This is a genomic window from Caballeronia sp. dw_19 (genome assembly GCF_018449515.1).
Lineage (GTDB): Bacteria > Pseudomonadota > Gammaproteobacteria > Burkholderiales > Burkholderiaceae > Caballeronia.
In genome coordinates, this window is record NZ_JAAVUQ010000040.1 from 1 (window position 1) to 17863 (window position 17863).

The window sequence follows — 17863 nt, forward strand, 5'->3', positions numbered from 1 at the left end:
ACGCCGAAAGCACTAACCCCTGACCACAAACCCTGACAACCAAGCCCCCCCGCACCAGCCCCCCAAACCCCGTCCACCGGCGCGAGCGCCCCCCCTGCCCCCCAATCACGTCTCCACGTCTTCCAGGCTGAACAGCTCGGTCTGGTCGTTGTACGAAAACACCTCGCCATAACGCCCCCAATTGATCACCGAATCCAGCGTATCTTCCGCGGCGCCATCGGTCAGGAAATCCTCCAGCTCCTGTTCAAAGCGCACCCGCGGAGCCCGATGTCCCGGTCGCTCGTTCAACACCTTCTTGATGCGCGCGGCCAGCGGCACGTGCTTCAACAAATGCTCGGCGAACATCATCTTGCGTTCATGAGTGCCCAGGTCGGCGAACACATGAGCCGAAGGCGTCAGATAAATATCCCCTTCGCGCAGTTCGGCGAAACCCAGGTGCTGCAACATTTCCGCGATCGGGAACAGGTCATCAACTTCCAGGTGCAGCGAACGCGCGATCACCGGCATGTCCGCGCGCCCGTTATACGGCGCCGCCGCGAGCGTTTCAATCAGGCCGGCCAGCAGGTTGGTCGACACATGCGGTAACCGGCTGCCGAACTCAAGCGTCTGCTTGGTCGCCTCGCCGGATTGCCGCGCGGTCATCTTGGCGTAGATCTCATCGACGAGGGATCTGAACGCCGTGTCCAGCCGATTGCGAGGATGCTTGAACGGCACCTGGATCTCGGCGATCACCCTGCCCGGATTCGACGACAACACCATGATCCGATCGCACATGAACACCGCTTCTTCAATGTTATGCGTCACGATCAGCACCGACTTGATCGGCATCTTGCCCTGCGTCCAGAGGTCAAGCAGGTCGGTACGCAAGTTCTCGGCCGTCAACACGTCGAGCGCGGAGAAGGGCTCATCCATCAGCAACAACGTGGGGTCCACTACCAACGCGCGTGCAAATCCCACCCTCTGACGCATCCCGCCCGAGAGTTCACGCGGATAAGCGTTCTCGAAACCGTCCAGCCCGATCAGATCGATTGCGGCAAGCGCTCTCGCACGTCGAGGCGCAGCGCCCACTCCCTGCGCCTCCAGTCCCGCTTCCACGTTCTGAAGCACTGTCAGCCACGGGAACAGCGCGAAGGTCTGGAACACCATCGCGACGCCGTCGGCGGGACCTTCGAGCGGCTTGCCTTTATAAGTGACGTCGCCGGTGGTCGGCTCGATCAAGCCCGCAATGATCCGCAATAGCGTCGACTTGCCCGAGCCCGAACGCCCGAGCAAGCCGACGATTTCACCCTCGCGCAAGGAGAGATTGACGTCGTCGAGCACGAGCAGGTCGCCCTGGCTTTTCTTGAAACCCCGGGACACGCCCTTGACGCTCAGGATCTCTTGGGCCGCACGGGGAGCAGGGCTTGTCGGCGTAGCGGGGGAGGCCACGTTGAAGTCTGAATTTGGCATGGAATGGATCCTCAATCGACTCGAAGCCTGGCTTCGGCAAAGGTGAACATGGGGCGCCACAGCAGGCGGTTGAAAAGCGTGACGAACAACGACATGACGGCGATGCCCAGGATGATCTTCGGATAGTCGCCCGCGGCGGTGGTCTGCGCGATGTAAGCGCCGAGGCCATGCGCGGCCACCTTGGTGTCGCCCCACTGCACGAACTCGGCGACGATACTGGCGTTCCACGCACCGCCTGAAGCGGTGATCGCACCCGTCACGTAATACGGGAAGATGCCCGGCAGCATGGCCTGGCGCCACCATTGCCAGCCGCGAATCCGGAAGTTGGCCGCCACCTCGCGGTAATCGTTCGGGTAAGCCGTCGCGCCCGCGATCACGTTGAACAGGATGTACCACTGCGTACCGAGCACGATGAGCGGCGACAACCAGATATCGGGGTTCAGGTGAAAGCGGACAATCACGATCACGAAGATGGGAAACAACAGGTTCGCCGGAAACGCCGCCAGGAATTGTGCGAGCGGCTGCACTTTCTCGGCGAGCGCGGGACGCAATCCAATCATCACGCCAAGCGGGACCCAGATCACCGACGATATCGCGATGAGGATCGCCACACGTAGCAACGTGATCAGGCCGAGGACCAGCACGTGGCCGACTTCATCGAGATCCACGCCGGTGCGCACGTAGCTGACCACGCGCCAGACCACATAAAGCGTGACCGCGATAACCACGACGCTCCAGATGATGTCGCCGAAGCGCGACGGCGCCCGGCGCTTCGTCACACGCAAATTCGCGCGATCGAACGAGGGCATGCGCAGCGGGACGCGGGCGGCGGTGGCGAAGACCCAGCCGGCCGGCACGAGCAAGCGGTGAATCAGATGTGTGCGTCGAACCAGGCCAAGCACCCACGACTCCGGGGCGACACCGGAACTGGTTGTTTCCATGCGGAACTTGTCGGCCCAGGCAACGAGCGGACGAAACAGCAGCTGGTCGTAGCCCAGGATCACGACGGTCATCGTGAGGATGACCCAGCCTACCGCGCCCATGTCCTTTTCGGTGATCGCCTGCGCGAGGTACGCACCTATGCCCGGCAGCGTAATCGTATTGTTGCCAACCGTGATTGCTTCAGAGGCAACCACGAAGAACCAGCCGCCTGACATCGACATCATCATGTTCCAGATGAGGCCTGGCATCGAGAAGGGAACTTCCAGTTTCCAGAATCGTTGCCATGCGGTCAGGTGGAAGCTGCGAGCGACTTCCTCCAGGTCTCGCGGCGTCGTGCGCAACGACTGGTAGAAACTGAACGTCATGTTCCACGCCTGGCTCGTGAAGATCGCGAAGATCGCCGCGCATTCGGCACCCGCCACGCGCGTCGGAAACAGCGCGATGAAGAACGTGACCGTGAACGAGATATAGCCCAGGACCGGAACCGACTGAAGGATGTCCAGGATCGGAACCAGCACTTTTTCCGCCCGGCGGCTCTTGGCCGCGAGGGTGCCGTAGATAAGCGTGAAGACCAGCGAAGCGATCATGGCGGCGAGCATACGCAAGGTCGTGCGCAGCGCGTATTCAGGCAGGTTCGATGGCGCGAGCGAGATCGCCTGGGCCTTAAGCGTGGCGATAGGAGCCATGGTCTGATGGAAGCCGATAGCCGCCATCGCAATCAGGCAGATGATCAGGGGGAAGGCGACGAAGTCCCATCGATTAGGCAAGAGCCGCCAGGCAGACGCGTTAGCCGTGCGGTTCAGGTTGAATCCGAAGTCCATATATTCTCCGAACAGCGATGCTTGAAACATGACGACGTGCTCTTTGAGCTTCGAGCCTTGAATGCCGTCATGCATTGATTCACCAATGCATACGCATACGTAAATAAGAAGGCATTGGCATGCGGCCAGGCCATGATAAAAACATGAACTGTAAGCTTTGATCGTTAAGGAATGCGGCTAAGCGACAGCGTGCGCGCGACTTGTCCGGACATGATTTGTCCGGGTAATTTCGACCGTTCTTTCTGGACGGCCCGACACTACTACAAACCGTGTTTCAGGCACAACCTCGGAGGCGTAACTTGTCCATTTTTGCCGGGCGGGCTGCGGTTAAAACGATCGTCTGTCAAGGATCACGCGCATGTGAGCGCCGCAACGGAGTGCGTGGAGTCGGGTCAGCGTCTGCTTAATGCGTGTGTGCATGAGGGTGCTTGTCGGCTGTTTGAAGGCTGAGGCGCAACGGGAAATTTCGTTTCCCTTACGGATGCCTGGATAATGGAGTGAATGCGGTTTTGCCGGCCTGGCGGTGATATCAGCGTTCACGCTGCCGTAGTGCGATGGCAAGGGTCGCTTGGTTTTACTCAGTGCATGGTTTGGTTCGTGCCGTGTCGATTTAAAAAATTTAGTTATGCTTCATTATCCGGAGCCTTCATTTCAATCGTCAAGGCATATAAAAACGCGCTGATTTCCACCACTTGTGGTGGAAATCAGCGCGGTGAGGCCGGGGATGTTCCTGCCTACGGTCAGGCGCTCATGTGCAGATCGCCGTTGACACCCGCCGGGAAGAATCCGCCCTGCGTGACCGCCGCATTCGTCAGGTAGACGATGTTCAGGACATTCGGGTAATTGCGGCTGAACGCGAGGCCATTGGAATCAAGCGGCACGATGTTCGAGCTGCCTGCCATTGCTCCGGAAATGCCTTGGTCATCGTTGCCCACGTTGTCGAGCGCGTCGCGTGCAGCGGAGATTGCATTAGCCGACGCAATAAGGCCGAGCGCCGGGTTAGCAATACCTTTTGAATAAAGCACCGTGCGCACAAGACCGGCGTGATACGCCTCCGCTGCCAGAATGCCGGCGGCTGCTTCCAGATAGGTCTTGTTCGTGATCAGCGGCGCGGCGCCTTTATAGGCCGTCACGCCGACGTCTTCAAAAATGAAGGCGGCGAGCAGGAAGGTCTCGTCGTTCAGATAAGGGTCGAAGGCCGTGCCCGCGGGAACCAGCCCGGCCGCTTGCGCCGCTTTGGAGAACGCCCCGTTCGGACTTTGATAGCCGACGTCGAGGGCCGGCATGGCAACCGCCGACGCACCGAGCGCCGTGCGCAGGAACGTGACATGTTCGAGTTCGTCTTTGGCGATCTCGTTTGCATACGCCTGGACCACCGGGTCGGAGAAGGTCACTGCATGGCCCGGGATGACCGTTCCAGGCGTGCCCGCACCGCTCACCAGGCTCGCTGGCAGGCCCGCGCCGGTAGTCGCGTACGCATAGAAGGTTGCTTCGAGATATTCGAGGTTCAGTGCGAAGTTGAGTATTTCCGGATCGGTCGGGCCGCTACTTTGCGCCGATGCACCCGAGGAGCCGCCGCCACATGCGCCAAGGATCGTACCGCCGATAAGTCCAAGCCCGACGCCCCCTGCGCTTCTAAAGAACTGTCTGCGTCTTGCCAGCTTGTCGGCGCGCTGCACGAGCACATCCATGACCTTTGAATCTTCTGACATGATATCTCCTTGAACCGTTCTGTGAACTAACCAATACGGCGACTGCGTCCGATGAAAGCCCGAGACGGAAAGAGCAGCGGACAGCAGACGACGAGGCGCCAGGCGAGCTGCCTGTGTCAAACGTGAATCACGAACGCGTGACGAAGCACGACGCGGAGCAGCAGAGCTGGTCCGGCGCCTCTCATGTCACGTACGGGTGGATACGCACGCTGACCGCGAGACGGATGCGTGCGCGATCAAAAATATTTCGAGTGATTACCCGATGAACGACGGTGAATTTTTTCAGATGGTCGTTTTGACGGAATGCAAAGACGTGATCTGGCATTCAATACCGACGTCCATGCCACAGAGGTATGTGGCGTTGCAAGCAGTACGGGATTGACGCGGATGCTTATCGCGAGAAAAAGCTCAGGCCAGCCCCGAGTACGCCGGCCGCGGACACCAGCGTGGCAATGCCGCATACAAGCCATAGGTAAACGCCGCGAGGCCGGTGCTGAGGTGGCAGCGCGGTCACGCTGAGCGCGATCAGCAAACCCACTACCAGCGGCAACATCAGCGCGTTGACCACCTGGGCGGCCACGTTCAGCGAAATGAGGTTGGGCGCAAGCCACACGACGGTCGCGCTGCCAACGACCGAGGCCACATAGACCCCATAGAACCAGGGCGCACTCCCGGGCCGGTCTTCAAGTGAGCGCTTGTATCCCGCCACCTCGCCCAGCCCCCACGCGAGCGACAGCGAGCAGACAATGGCCGCCACCATCGATGCCCCGAGGACACCCGCGCCAAACAGAAAACGTCCGACGTGCGGTCCCACTGCTGTCGCGAGGACATCGCTGATTTCTCCCACGCTTTGAAAAGCGTGTCGCTGACCGTCTCTCGACAGCGTTGCCGCGACCGCGACCAGTACCGCTGCTGTGAGCAACTGCGTGAGAACCGCACCGGCTGCAGTTTCGATTCGGGCCGCGGAATAGTCCCGGGCGCCCAGCTTTTTATCGGCCACGGCGGCCTGCTGATAGAAGATCATCCAGGGATTGAAGGTCGCGCCAATCAATGCAGCCGCGAGATAACCGTAATGATGATCGGAGAGCGGAAGCTGGGTCATCTGGCGAAACATGCCGGGGATGTCCGGGTGGGCGTGCCAGGCGACCGCAAAGAAGGACAGTTCGAAAGCGCCAATGACGATGGCGAACTTGTCCACGCGTTTATGCGAGCCGGTGAACACAATGCCCACCAGGAACGCGGCGGCGAGCGGCAACGTGACGGACCGCGAGACGCCGACCATCTCTCCTATGCCGGCGACCCCGGTGAACTCGGTCACCAGCGAGCCGAGCACGGCGATGCCTAACCCGACGGCCGAGACCCATGCCCAACCAGGACCGAAGTTCGCGCGAACCAGCTCTCCATGACCCATCCCGGTAAAGATACCCAGCCGCACGGTGAGTTCCTGGACCATGTAAAGCAGGGGGATGAGTGCCAGCAAGACCAGTAGTAGCTGAGGGCCCCATTGCGCGCCGCTCTGCGCCGCTGTCACCACATTACCGGCGTCGCAGTCGGCGAGCATGACGAGCAGGCCGGGTCCCCACAGGGTGAGCCAACGCAGACTGGGTGAAACCTTCGGTTTGAGCAGCGAGGAACCAGTCATGCGTTTTGAAAGGAAACGAAGCGTGTAGAGGGTGACCGATTGTATCGAGATTTCGGTTTTCCCAAGCCGGCACATCGTGTCCTTCACGTGTTCTTCGGCGGTCCTGGTTCGTGCCGGAGCTTCAGCTACTCCTGATACTTTTGACGAAGGCCGCGATCGCGGCATCGAGCATGGCGGGGCACTGACGGTGTGGAGAATGTCCGCAAGCCGGGAGCTTGGCGAGCTGTGCCTGCGGCACATGCGACCCGATGGCGTCGATCTGCGCCATGGTTGCGTACTCGTCGTCGTGTCCTTGTACGGCGAGCAGAGGGCACCGGATGGAAGACAGCCGGTCCGTGATGTTCCAGTGCCTGAATTCGGGATTCAGCCAGATATCGTTCCATCCGTAGAAAGCTGAATCGACATCGGCGTGATAACGCGACAGCCTGGCGCGCAAATCGCCTTGCGTGTACAGGGCGGTTGCCTCCGAGATCGCCTTGACCGACACATCTTCAACGAATACATGCGGCGCAATCGCAATCACGCCACCCAGCGCGTCAGGGAAAGCCGCCGCATAAAGCAACGCGATAGAACCGCCGTCGCTATGGCCGATGACCCACATCCGGGTGCGTTCGGCGCTGTCTATGCCGAGGACGTCGAGCAATGCGGGCAGGACGTCATGAGCCTGCCGTTGCATGAAATCGACCGGCCATTTAACGTCCGGTGCGCGTGGGGTCGAGCCGCCATAACCCGGTCGCGAATAGACGAGGCCACGCAACCCCAGTTGTTCGCATAGCTTCTGCGGCCAGTCCTTCCACATGGAAATGGAGCCGAGCCCTTCGTGCAAGAAGACGGCGACAGGAGCATCGGGCTGGCCGGCATTCAACCATTGATACTCGAGACGAAGCGATTCCCGATCGCCCGTTGCGGGCAGATCGGCCAGGCCGATTGCAGGGATGTGCTGGTCTAATCGGTCCATGACTCGCAGCCGGGCAATGGAGAGGGCGGAGAGGGACATTCAGGCATCAAGGGCCGGCTCGCGTGATTTAAATCTCTGGATTTTATCAGTCGCGGTTTTCGGCAGGTCTTCAGCGACCAGGATGTCGCAGCGCCGCAGTACTGGCCGTATCGGCGATGTCGGTCCCCTGCGCTTACGCGCAGAGCAGCGTTACGCTGGTCGGCATTATCGACGCTGGTATCACGTACTTCAGCAATTTGAATGGGCACGGGACCTTCGTGGCGAACGACGGCTCGATCCAGTCGAATCGCTGGGGTGGTCAGGCAGCGAAGATCTTGGCGGCGGTATCGGGCGGCGCGGCGGCTGTGTCTCTCGGCGGTGCCCCGGCACCCGTATTTTCCAACGGGCTATATGTCGGATCGGGAGATTCGTCGACGGCAATCCGGATCGGCATGCGCACGAGGCCTGAAGCCGATGCAATAAAGCTCGCGCATTGAAGCCGGCGCAGCAAAGCGCTTCAAGGAAGGGGCTTTCGTCAAATCGATGATTCTCGATCAACGAAGGCCCTTGGATTTTTCCGGGTCAGTCGGCTGGCCGTCTGTCGGCGAGCGCGCGCTTGCATTCATCGAGGACGCGCAACACCAGCTCCGATTGATAATTGAGGTCGTCGCTGTCCAGAATCTCTTCCACGGCATCGCGGGCCCAGTCGGCATCCACGAGTTCCGAGTGGCGCTGGGCGAGATCGGCTGCAATGGCTGACAGCTTCGCGATGGCGAGCCATTCAGCCTGGCGCTTATGCCTGTCCAGCCACTTGTGAGCCGCTTGTACGTGAAAAGCCGCAGTGGGCCAGGAGCCGTTCAGATAATAAGCGCCGAGGCTTCCGCAGGTAAGCCAGCAGAGCAATTCCACGCGGTCGGTCGGGCTGAGATTGTGGCGTACATCGTTCATGGCGGAGCTCACGAAGATGATTGACGTGTGCCGGACGTTCTGATTCCGGCATGAAAACGATAGCACGCTACGGTGCAATGCGGAATCCTCCATTTCCGCCGGGCGTTCGCCGGCGAACAGGCGCGGCAGCGAGCTTGCTCCCGGCCGAGGGGGCGCCGAGCCATCTCAGCCGGCTTTTGCGTGGCGGTGCCGGGAAAGGCGCTTGAGCGGGGCGCCTTCGTCGGCGCATGGAGGGTCCGGCCTCCACTCCCCGGTCATACGCCTGTTCTTGCCGATGTAACGTCCGCAAGCAACGCCGGGCGGCGCTTCAGGATGCCATCGCCGCAGTCATTTCTCCATAGGACGACTGCAGCCGGTCGATCTTTTCCCGCAGGTCGTCGAGCCGGTACGTGGCTTTGTTGGCCAGTTCCCGCACGCTTTCCAATAAATGCTCGCACAAGGCGGAATGCCGGGCCGCCATTGAATCGAACATCAGTGTCTCCACGCCTTCTGATTGACCCGCTGCCGTCGTGACGTGGACCGGAAGCGCTACCCTCTGGGCCGTCCTCATACGTTCGGTCACGGCGGCGAATTTCTCGACGGGACCGATGGCCGTGAGAAGGGAGGCATCGACTTCATCGAGCGCCGCTTTCAGGTCGAGCGCGTTCTCTTCTATCGAGAGGGTTAGTCCTTCCACCTTTTGCGGCGTCATGTAACCTCGCCTGGCGAGGGTTTCACTTGCATTGACAATCGCGGCTGTAATTGCCGATACCGCCACTCGCTCCGTCTCAACACGGCTTTTGAGGTCGGTGCATTCCGCAATGACCTCATGGAAGGCATTAAGGTGTGTTTCGATCACTGGAGTAGTTAGCATAGTGATAATCAAAAGTGGACAAAAAATGACAAAAAACTGTTTCATGCGTCCAAGTAAGCATGCAACGTGCCAATCACGACAGTGAGATTTATCGAGAACCGTTGCTAGGTTCGACGCTATCGCGCAGAGGCAGGCAGGAGAAGGAAACAATGCGTCTGAATAGATACCATTTCGGACGATCCGATAATTTCGGTCAATTTTGCTTATTCGGGAGCCTGTAGCTTCCATCGAAACGAGAAAATTTCCGGTCCGATTGGCAGTAACGTTTACTGCGTCGAAATAGATTTTTTATGCGTTGCAGTTTTTAAACTGCCTGCGCTCACGGTCGGATACTCTATTTGATAATCCTCAAGCCGGGTTCGAGAAAAGAAACCGATATCTGGATTTTGAAAGTGCGTAAATTATTCACAGATGCCATGAAGGTTCTTCAAAATGGAAACAATTAAAACGTTTGCATGTTTTCGCAGGTATTTCGCCTAATGACCAGAAGAATCAAACCGGTTATCCCACGCCGTCGCATTTTGACGCATCTCGAGAAATGGTGCAGGAATCGCCATGGGTCGAGTGGCGGCTGCTACGCCGGCGGGGATATGCATTCGCGGTTGAAAAAGGCCGCACGAAGCGGTCTTCACGGATTTTAACGCGCGGCTGTATATGTCGTGATTTAAGCCCGATCGGCATATTAGTGCACATATTGTGAAACGCGGCGCAATCCATGGAATGGGGTCGTCCTCGGGTGTGATGAGGCCCGTGTGAAAAACTGCTGATTAAATATCGAAATTTGAAACAGTGCCGTGAATTGATAATGTGCCAGGAAGCCGTGTTTAAAACGTTTAGATAATCAATGTGTTCTGTTTAGCGTTGTCCGTGATGAATGGCCGCTTGAGCCGCATGCTGGAGAGTTAGCTTTGGACCGTGCTGGCTTGCAAGCAGCTCGCCGATGAATGCAGCAGATCGCCCAGCCTGCGTTCGACGCGCCAGCCTGTTCTGTTCTATCTTGTGTGATGTTGTTCAAGCCGCCGGTAGCCTGAGTGTTATCCATGAGAAATCTTCAAACGCTTGCGCGACCAACGTGAATTACGCAAGGATTGTTCTCTTGAGGTTTTACTTACGCGGGCACCCCTGCCTTCCACTCTATCCACCTCACCCAAGGAGCGAAAAATCAGCTATTCGAGCATGTGCCGGGTGAACCCATGACGCAGCGCGTGCGTGCAATCTGGCGCCTCGCGACGCTGTTCGTGCGGGAAAGCCGCGCAAAGTCCGCCGCCGATGCCCCTATCCATCGCGTCTTGCGCTCGTTCGCCGCCGGCGTGCGTAGCCGTGGCGCCACCAGTCTGGTCCAGCGGGTGCCGGTGCTGCAGAACCTCTCCGGTGTGCTGACCATGGCGTCGGGCCTGCTGGCGCAACATCCGGGGTTGGCCGAGACGGCGGTGCGCGTCGCGCTCGCCGAACTGGATACCCTCAAGGCGCCGCTGAAAGACGCGCCGCTGCGCCGGGCCCTGGAGTCTGCGTTGCCGCCCGGACGGGCTGCCGCGTTGATCGATGTGGACGCCAAGCCTGAACGCTGTGGAATAGCGCAGCAGACGCATCGTGCGCTGATCATGCTGGATGCGCCTCCTCGCATCAACGCGAGCGCACCGCCGGTAGCTGTCCGCGTCACGTTGATCCGTATCGATACACGCGCCGAACTGGTGCAAGACCTGGATGTGGCGAACTCGGCGGCGCGTTTGGCCGGGCGTTTTTCACGTGAGGTTCGGGAGCAGAACGTGGGCGCGCTGATCGCACGCCTGACGGAGTCGGTGACCGGGATGCTCGATTTGCGCCAGCGCGCCGCCGATCAAAGCTTTCTCCGCTACCGGTTGCGTGAGGTGAACAACGACTCGCGCGTCGTCGTGCCCGAAGTACTCTGGGATTTTTGCAGCGACACGGCGCTCGTCACGCGCGCCGTGCGCAGCGTGCCGCTTTCGGACGCCGATGCGCTGCGCGCCCACGGCCTGGACCCGGCCCAATTGATTGCCACGTGGATCGAGGTTTTTTTCGAGACGGCGCTCAGCGAGGGCGTGTTCCATGCCGGTCTGGAAGCGGCGGGTGCCGCGGTCAGCATCGAACCGGAAACCTTTGGGGCGCTCGTGCTTGACGGAGATTCGCCCCTCACGTTTTTCGCCGCGCACGAGCGCAGTTTCCTCGTTGCCGGGTCGAACGCGTTGTTGCACGGCGATCACAAGGCGGCTGCGCGTGAACACATGCGGCATGGCCGGCCCGACGAACACGAGACGCAGCATGCGGTGCGTGTGGAAGCGACGTATCGGCGGGAGGCGGAGCGTTTTGCCGGCGATGCCCATCGGCATCGGACAGCCGCCGATCTTTTTACCGCACTGGGCAAAGGACCGCTGGAACACGCCTTTGGCGACGCCCATACGGGCATCGCGTCCCGGGCGGCGTTGCTTGCGCGCTCGGCGCAGAGCATCGAGGAAATGGCGCGGCGGATTGCTCCGGATATCGACGTGTGGCCGATCGCGCGCAAAGTGATCATGCGTCTGGCGCTGGATCAGTTCAGTTCGCATGGCCTCGTCGCGCAACTGGCGAAGGAAGCCGTGCACTGGCCGCACGCGTTGCCGCGCGTGCCGAATCTGCTGGCGGATTGGGTGACGCGACAAAACCGCCGCAATGCGGATTCGCGTTCCGCGCGGTAGCTGTGCTTTGATATTCCGGTCGCTCGGAGCGGGTAAAAATCTAGAGAAGCATTACAAGGAACGTCTGTTGCTCGACTGATGGGACCTCAAACCATCAGGACAGGAGCACACAATGACCACGACACAACCGGCCACTACGCAACGCGACCTCGATAACAGCAAACCGCTTGAGGACTCCGGCACTGGTGGTGACACACACCAGGCAACGAGGCCATCGAGCGCGAAAGCAGAGCCCGGCGAGCCTGACGGCCGCAATCTCACGCAGGACCCAAAGCAGACTGCCGAAGTCCCGCTCGGCAGCGGCAACACACCCGAAGCGAGTGGCAGCGGTGGGTTCGGATCGCACAGTTCAGAGCCGGAAGGGGTTTCGAAACAGGCGCCGGTCGATCCCATGCCCGCAACCAATGACAAGGACGACAAGTCGCCGAAATAGCGGAACCGCGCCCGATCCCTGGAGCTGGTCTGAAAATGAGCCGGTCAGGACACAAAAAAACCGGCCGCACTTTTCAGCACGGCCAGCCGTTTTTCACCCAACCTATGGCGCCCAACTTACCGTTGCCGTGCCCAGATCGCGCCGAGCACGAATCCGATTGCACCTGCTACCAGCACGCCATTGATCGGCTTCGCGATGACCGCCTCACGGACTTGGTCGATGGTTTCGCCGTAGTTAAGCTGAATCTTGCCGAGCACCTGGCGCGCTTTGCCTTCAGCCTGCGTCGCGGTGTCGCCGGTCAAACCGCCGACCGCATCCTGCACCTTGCCCACGACGGTTTGCGCCGCGCCTTCTACCTGATCCTGCACCATGGTGCCTCCCGTTCTAGTTGAAGCGGTTTATGAAGAATCCGGCTAACCGGAGCGTTTTGATTGAGCAGGGATCGTGCCCAGGCGTCATACCTTCCTACGCGGATTGCCCTCAGGCCGTGCCGATCAGCCGCGCGACGATGTCGACGAGTTCATCGATGGAAAGCGGCTTCCGATGGAATTCGAGGTGCGGGTGCGTGACCGCCGGCGTGCGCGCGGCGGCGCTGGATAGCACGACGGGAATCTGCGCGAGGGTATCGTCGGCGGCGAGTGCGTGACATAACGCGACGCCGTCCATGGTCGGCATCATCCAGTCCGTGATGATCAGGTCGGGAGGATTGGCACGCGCGGACTCGAGCGCCAACAAGCCGTTTGACGCCGTACTGACCTCGTATCCTTCCATCTGAAGCACAAGCCGCCAAGTGGTCAGCAGGTCAAATTCATCGTCTACGACGAGGATCTTTTTCATGTCCGCGTGCCGGAGTCCGGGTCGGATGGCGTGAACGGGATCGTGCCGCGCGCCGATAACAACGTGGTTTTGCCGATGAAACCATCCGTGAGACGCAAGCCATTTTCATCGATGACGAAGCGGCGAATGGACGAATCGTGGGCACTTTCGCGCTGCTTGATAACAGAGATGATCCGGTACAGCGAGGTGGTTGTCTCCACATATCGCATCAACACGATGTTCTCCGTCATCGCCGACGCGCGGATCGAGCCCCCATGCGCCATATCGGCATAAAGCGGCAGCTCCTCGGTGAGCAGCGTCGTGATGCTTTCCTGGCGCAGCCGGTGCGTCAATGCGTTCAGGAACAGCCCGAAACGCTCCATGCGGTTCGCCGAATCGTGGAATCCCTCAATCCCGTCCACCACCAGCCGCGACGCGCCCGCACGCTTCACCACCGCAATCAGCTCGGCCGCCAGTTCGTCGATGGCGAGTTCCACCGACGGCCGCCATTCGACGATCAGGCGGCCGTCGGCGACTGCATCGGCAAGATGGATGGACACGGATTCCGCCTTGGCGACCAGCCGCTCCGGCGACTCGTAAAAGCCGAAATACACGCAGCGCTCGCCGTTAGCTACGCCGGCTTCCAGAAATTTCAGCGACAGCAGCGTCTTGCCGATCCCCGATGGCCCGATCAGCGTCGTAGTCGAGCCGTTCACCACGCCGCCGCCGAGCATGGCGTCGAAGTCGGGGAAGCCGAACGCCAGCTTCGACTTCAGGTCCGGCGCTCCTTCAAGCAGCTTCGCGCGTGCTTCCAGGCGTGGGAACGTGACGAGGCCGTCGGCGGTGATCTTGAAGAAGTGGCGTCCCAGCAGATGATCGCGGCCGCGCAATTTATGCACTTCCACTTCGCGCGCGCGCCGCATGCCGGTGGCGAAACGGTTGAGTTCGACCAGGCCGTCCACGAGCGTATGTTCCGGATGCGGCTCGTTGCCCGACAGCGGCGCGAGGATCAGCGTGGTGCAGCCCGCGGCCGTCACGAACGCGCTCAATTCGTGGATGAACTGCGACAACTCCAGCTCGGTGGAACTGAATTCGCGGGCGCTGCGAAAACCGTCGATCACCATGAAACGTGGGCGGCTTGTCTTGATGGTCGACGCGATCAACGCGAGGAAACCGTTCAGGCCGTCGCGCATCAGTTCGTGGTAGCCGGACACGAACAGCATTTTGTCCGAGATAGCGTCGGCGTCGTAGAACGACAGCCCTTTCAGATGCGACAGCAGCTTCGAATGCGACTCCGCGATCAGCGTGATGTACAGCACCGGGTCACCCTCGGCCACGCGATGAAAACCGATCTGCGTGGACAAGATGGTCTTGCCCGCTCCTGCCATGCCTTCGATCAGATACAACCCGCCCTTGATCAGGCCGCCGCCGAGTATGTCGTCAAGGCCGGGCACGCCGGTTGTCACGGTGTTCCGGTCGGAATCGGTTGGGCTGGATGGAGTGGCTTGGTCGGTCATGGAGATCTCGTGTGCCGTCGCTCGGCTCGTTCGTATGTCGCGTAGAAACGGATTATCGCCGAGATGGCGGGCGATGTCGGATTTTGTAAATTTTCATGGAGGCGTCGATTGAATCGACCGGATTAAATCGACCGGAATCGGGAGTTGAGAGCTTGATCCGAGCCCGCGCGGCATCAGCCCTGCCGCATCAGCCTGATTGCGCGCACTTTTCGCGCCCGGTCGCGTTTGTCGAGTTGTGTCGCGCCACCGGCTGGTGATTTGCACTGGCGTGTTCGGGGTGCTATCGGCACGCACGAGCCTCGACGTTTTACGTATCGAAGAGCCCGATGTGCGAGGGTTTGCGCCTGGCGTGGCATCGCATGGCATAGGGACAGCGCGCGTTTTCCAGATCAGCGACGAAACGGGCGCATTCGCCGGCCTCGGCATGGGCTTGAACGGATTGTTCACGGCATTCGTGATGCCGGTCTTGTTGCCGATGGTTTTGCGCTGAATCAACTGACCTGCGGAGAATTGAAACGATCAAGGCCGTATAGGAGAAATTCGGAACTTGCTCATGGTTCGGACGGCACGGAGATGGTCTCATCTTGGCTGGTCGCGAGCGCTGTTATCAGCACACGCGAATTCCTCTCCTGTCTCACGCCTGTCACGAGTACGCGGTTCAGCGGTTGTTCGCGCGCAGGCATTTTTTGCGCGAGTCTTTCTCATGTCCTTGCATGTCTGTTCATTTCATTCACATTCATTCCGTTCAGTTTTCACGACTGCCAGCCTGGTTGCGTTGGGTGTTTTGTTCCAGGTCTCGCCGAGCATGGCGGCAAGGTCCGTCGATCCACGCATCTACTCGGGCGCGCCGTTCGCTTTCAAAGCGGATCGAGGAATCTTTTCCGCAGTGCCGACACACCCGGTCGATGCGCGCATCTTCTCGCCCATCAGTTCAGCCGGCGACCAGCACGCTCGAACGGCCGGTCAGGAGCACGCGCGCCTGCGTCACGATATATAAAACACGGCAGGAATTCCGCAATGCTTATGCAATGCCCCGTTACATGAATCGCTTCATGAATCGTTTCAAACCGGTAAGTGTTTTCAGGCGATGATGAGACTTTAAAAAGCCTCTTCATGCATTTTCCGCTTTAGCTTTTCTATCTGCCATAATTCCGGTGCTTTCGCATTCTTAATTGCGTTCAACCCGGAAATTCCATGAACTCCAACACTACAACGAGAGGCGGGGCACTGGTCTTGGCATGGTTCGTCCTGTGCGGCGCAGCGTGTGCTGCCGGGCCCACAGCGCCCATGCAAGGCAGTGCCCCGGCGGCCGATGCACTCGGGGACTCAAGCGCGCGCCGCAGTCTTCTGACCAACGGCGCGGCCGACGAACCGCAGGCAACAGTGAATGGCAACATCGCGGAACTGCAGCAAATGATTCGCGACGGAAAGGTGACGGAATTGCGCACCACGTATAACGGCAGCTATGGCGCGAGCATGCTGTTTTACCCCGATGAAATGACGTTTTATATTGCATTGTTTCAGCAAAAGAAATTCTGGCGCGTGGTCAAGACTCAAGTGGATTCGCGTGCGGAAACAATATATGCGGACTTTGCCAAGAACAGCGCGGCGCTCGCCGATACCGAGATCCGCCGGACCAAGCTCGAAGCCGAAAAGAACTTTGCTGACCGGCTGATCGCGGTTCAACAAGGGCGCGCGAATCGTCTGCAGGCGGACCTTGATGTCGCCCGGGCGCAGCAAAGCCAGGTCGCCGATCGGCAGGCGGAGCAACAGGAAGCGATCCGTTCGCTGCGCGCGCAACAGGATGCCGCGCAAGCGCAATTGCGTGCATTGCAAACCAAGGTTCAGGATCTTCAACGCCAGTCGGATGTCGACCTGATGCCGTTGCCAAAGTGAAGCGCGCCTGACGGATCAGGCTTCCTTATCTTGCCTTTTACGCCTGCGCTTCGATTGCTCGCAGCGCATTTCAAACTGTGAAAAAGCGGCCGCATTCGCGGCCGCTTTTCATTCCCCGCGCAGTAATGACGCGTCAAAAGTTTTCTGATTGTTCACGTTTATGGGTTGTTTCCGAAATCGCTCGAAAGTGTTTCATTAATTAGGAATTATCCAGTTAGGAATGCTAGTTTCTGCGTGCTAACATGCCGCGCGATTTCGGATTCCAGATCATTTTCAAGATCCAGGTCGAAGGCTTGAGGCGAATAAGGTGGCTGTGAAAATCGGGTAACTGTCTGATGGCCCATCCAGTACGCATTTGTCTCGATATTTCAGTCACACGTCAATTTAAGAATGGTAAACAAGATGTCCAATAAACTAATCGCTGCAGGTCTGTTGTCAATCGGCGCGCTCGCTGGCTGCTCTACTGCTTCGGGCCCGACTTTCAACGCCAACGAGATCCAGACGGCCAATGGCGCGCAGGTTTATCGCGTTGAATGTCATGGGTTGTTCGAAGGCGTGGCAGCATGCGTGAAGCAGGCGCAGAAATTTGCGGCGACAAGCCCGCGTACAAGCTCGAAACCATGGAACGCCTGCGTGCCGCCCCGTCTGAAGACGCGGCCGATCCGCGTATCCTGACGTTCCAGTGCGGCGCGCCCGCGCAGCCGGAAGTCGCACCGGCTCCGGTGCCGCAGGCCGCGCCGGAAATGCCCCGCCAGATCGATTTGAGCGGCGACGCGAATTTCGCTACCGACAGCGCCACGCTGACGGAGAAGGCGAGCAACACGCTCGACGAGTTCGTGTCTGCTGCCCAGGGCGTGACGTTGCGCCAGGTCGCAGTGGCGGGCTACACGGATTCGACGGGTTCGGCAACGCATAACCGTCAGTTGTCGCAACGCCGTGCGGAATCGGTGATGCAGTATTTGAAGAGCCATGGCCTGCGTTCGCAAAACTACACGGCGCAAGGGTTTGGCGCGGCGAATCCGGTCGCATCGAACTCGACCGTCGCTGGCCGTGCAAAGAATCGCCGCGTCGAAATTCGCGTCAGCACGCAGCAATAATCGGTGTAGCTGTTTCAACGCCCCGGACGCTGTTTCCAGGCGTCCAGAAGCGTAAAACCCCCGCAGGCGCGTTGCGCCTGCGGGGGTTTTTTTGATGCCCATATTCG

Annotated in this window: 15 protein-coding genes and 1 pseudogene; 6 read left to right on the forward strand and 10 right to left on the reverse strand. The window is 59.6% G+C overall.

All coding sequences use genetic code 11. The features are described 5' to 3' along the window. Positions 1-105: 105 nt before the first annotated feature. The 5 genes from HB376_RS33510 to HB376_RS33530 all read right to left on the reverse strand — a co-directional run bounded on the left by HB376_RS33510 (position 106) and on the right by HB376_RS33530 (position 7524). Positions 106-1449 (reverse strand): nitrate/sulfonate/bicarbonate ABC transporter ATP-binding protein, encoded by a 1344-nt coding sequence (locus HB376_RS33510; protein WP_213767954.1) that lies wholly within the window; start codon positions 1447-1449, stop codon positions 106-108. A gap of 11 nt (positions 1450-1460) precedes the next feature. Then, positions 1461-3212 (reverse strand): ABC transporter permease subunit, encoded by a 1752-nt coding sequence (locus HB376_RS33515; protein ID WP_213767955.1) that lies wholly within the window; start codon positions 3210-3212, stop codon positions 1461-1463. A 740-nt stretch (positions 3213-3952) separates the two neighbouring features. Then, on the reverse strand, positions 3953-4924 hold the full coding sequence (locus tag HB376_RS33520) for a ferritin-like domain-containing protein (protein ID WP_213767956.1): 972 nt from the start codon (positions 4922-4924) through the stop codon (positions 3953-3955). A 391-nt stretch (positions 4925-5315) separates the two neighbouring features. After that, positions 5316-6566: a divalent metal cation transporter gene (locus HB376_RS33525; protein WP_213767957.1), complete on the reverse strand. Its 1251-nt coding sequence runs from the start codon at positions 6564-6566 to the stop codon at positions 5316-5318. Between the two features lie 121 nt (positions 6567-6687). Then, entirely contained in the window at positions 6688-7524 is an 837-nt protein-coding gene (locus HB376_RS33530) for an alpha/beta hydrolase (RefSeq protein WP_213768029.1), read from the reverse strand. A gap of 155 nt (positions 7525-7679) precedes the next feature. Here HB376_RS33530 and HB376_RS33535 point away from each other — a divergent pair, with 155 nt between their 5' ends. Then, positions 7680-8000, forward strand: a complete 321-nt coding sequence (locus HB376_RS33535; protein WP_213767958.1) for a hypothetical protein — start codon at positions 7680-7682, stop codon at positions 7998-8000. Positions 8001-8085: 85 nt separating this feature from the next. Here HB376_RS33535 and HB376_RS33540 read toward each other — a convergent pair whose 3' ends face one another. Next, positions 8086-8451, reverse strand: coding sequence for a hypothetical protein (locus HB376_RS33540; RefSeq protein WP_213767959.1), 366 nt, complete (start codon positions 8449-8451; stop codon positions 8086-8088). Positions 8452-8758: 307 nt separating this feature from the next. Further along, positions 8759-9349, reverse strand: a complete 591-nt coding sequence (locus HB376_RS33545; protein ID WP_213767960.1) for a hypothetical protein — start codon at positions 9347-9349, stop codon at positions 8759-8761. Positions 9350-10497: 1148 nt separating this feature from the next. Here HB376_RS33545 and HB376_RS33550 point away from each other — a divergent pair. Next, complete coding sequence (locus tag HB376_RS33550) at positions 10498-11997, forward strand: AarF/UbiB family protein (protein WP_213767961.1); 1500 nt, start codon at positions 10498-10500, stop codon at positions 11995-11997. Positions 11998-12109: 112 nt separating this feature from the next. Then, positions 12110-12430 (forward strand): hypothetical protein, encoded by a 321-nt coding sequence (locus HB376_RS33555; RefSeq protein ID WP_213767962.1) that lies wholly within the window; start codon positions 12110-12112, stop codon positions 12428-12430. 116 nt (positions 12431-12546) lie between these two features. Here HB376_RS33555 and HB376_RS33560 read toward each other — a convergent pair whose 3' ends face one another. The 3 genes from HB376_RS33560 to HB376_RS33570 all read right to left on the reverse strand — a co-directional run bounded on the left by HB376_RS33560 (position 12547) and on the right by HB376_RS33570 (position 14763). Beyond that, a complete protein-coding gene (locus tag HB376_RS33560) occupies positions 12547-12801 on the reverse strand; it encodes a CsbD family protein (RefSeq protein WP_213767963.1) in 255 nt (84 codons plus the stop codon). 109 nt (positions 12802-12910) lie between these two features. Next, the gene (locus HB376_RS33565) at positions 12911-13267 is read right to left on the reverse strand and encodes a response regulator (RefSeq protein WP_213767964.1); all 357 of its coding nucleotides are present in this window, start codon (positions 13265-13267) and stop codon (positions 12911-12913) included. Further along, the gene (locus HB376_RS33570; protein WP_213767965.1) at positions 13264-14763 is read right to left on the reverse strand and encodes an ATPase domain-containing protein; all 1500 of its coding nucleotides are present in this window, start codon (positions 14761-14763) and stop codon (positions 13264-13266) included. The genes HB376_RS33565 and HB376_RS33570 overlap by 4 nt, the downstream gene beginning before the upstream one ends. 250 nt (positions 14764-15013) lie before the next feature. Here HB376_RS33570 and HB376_RS33575 point away from each other — a divergent pair. From HB376_RS33575 to HB376_RS33585, 3 genes and pseudogenes are all read left to right on the forward strand, one after another. After that, a pseudogene (locus HB376_RS33575) lies at positions 15014-15253 on the forward strand (LrgB family protein); the annotation flags it as partial. Positions 15254-15957: 704 nt separating this feature from the next. After that, on the forward strand, positions 15958-16659 hold the full coding sequence (locus HB376_RS33580; RefSeq protein WP_255631707.1) for a DUF2968 domain-containing protein: 702 nt from the start codon (positions 15958-15960) through the stop codon (positions 16657-16659). A gap of 563 nt (positions 16660-17222) precedes the next feature. After that, positions 17223-17756, forward strand: coding sequence for an OmpA family protein (locus HB376_RS33585; RefSeq protein WP_346730630.1), 534 nt, complete (start codon positions 17223-17225; stop codon positions 17754-17756). Positions 17757-17863 lie beyond the last annotated feature (107 nt).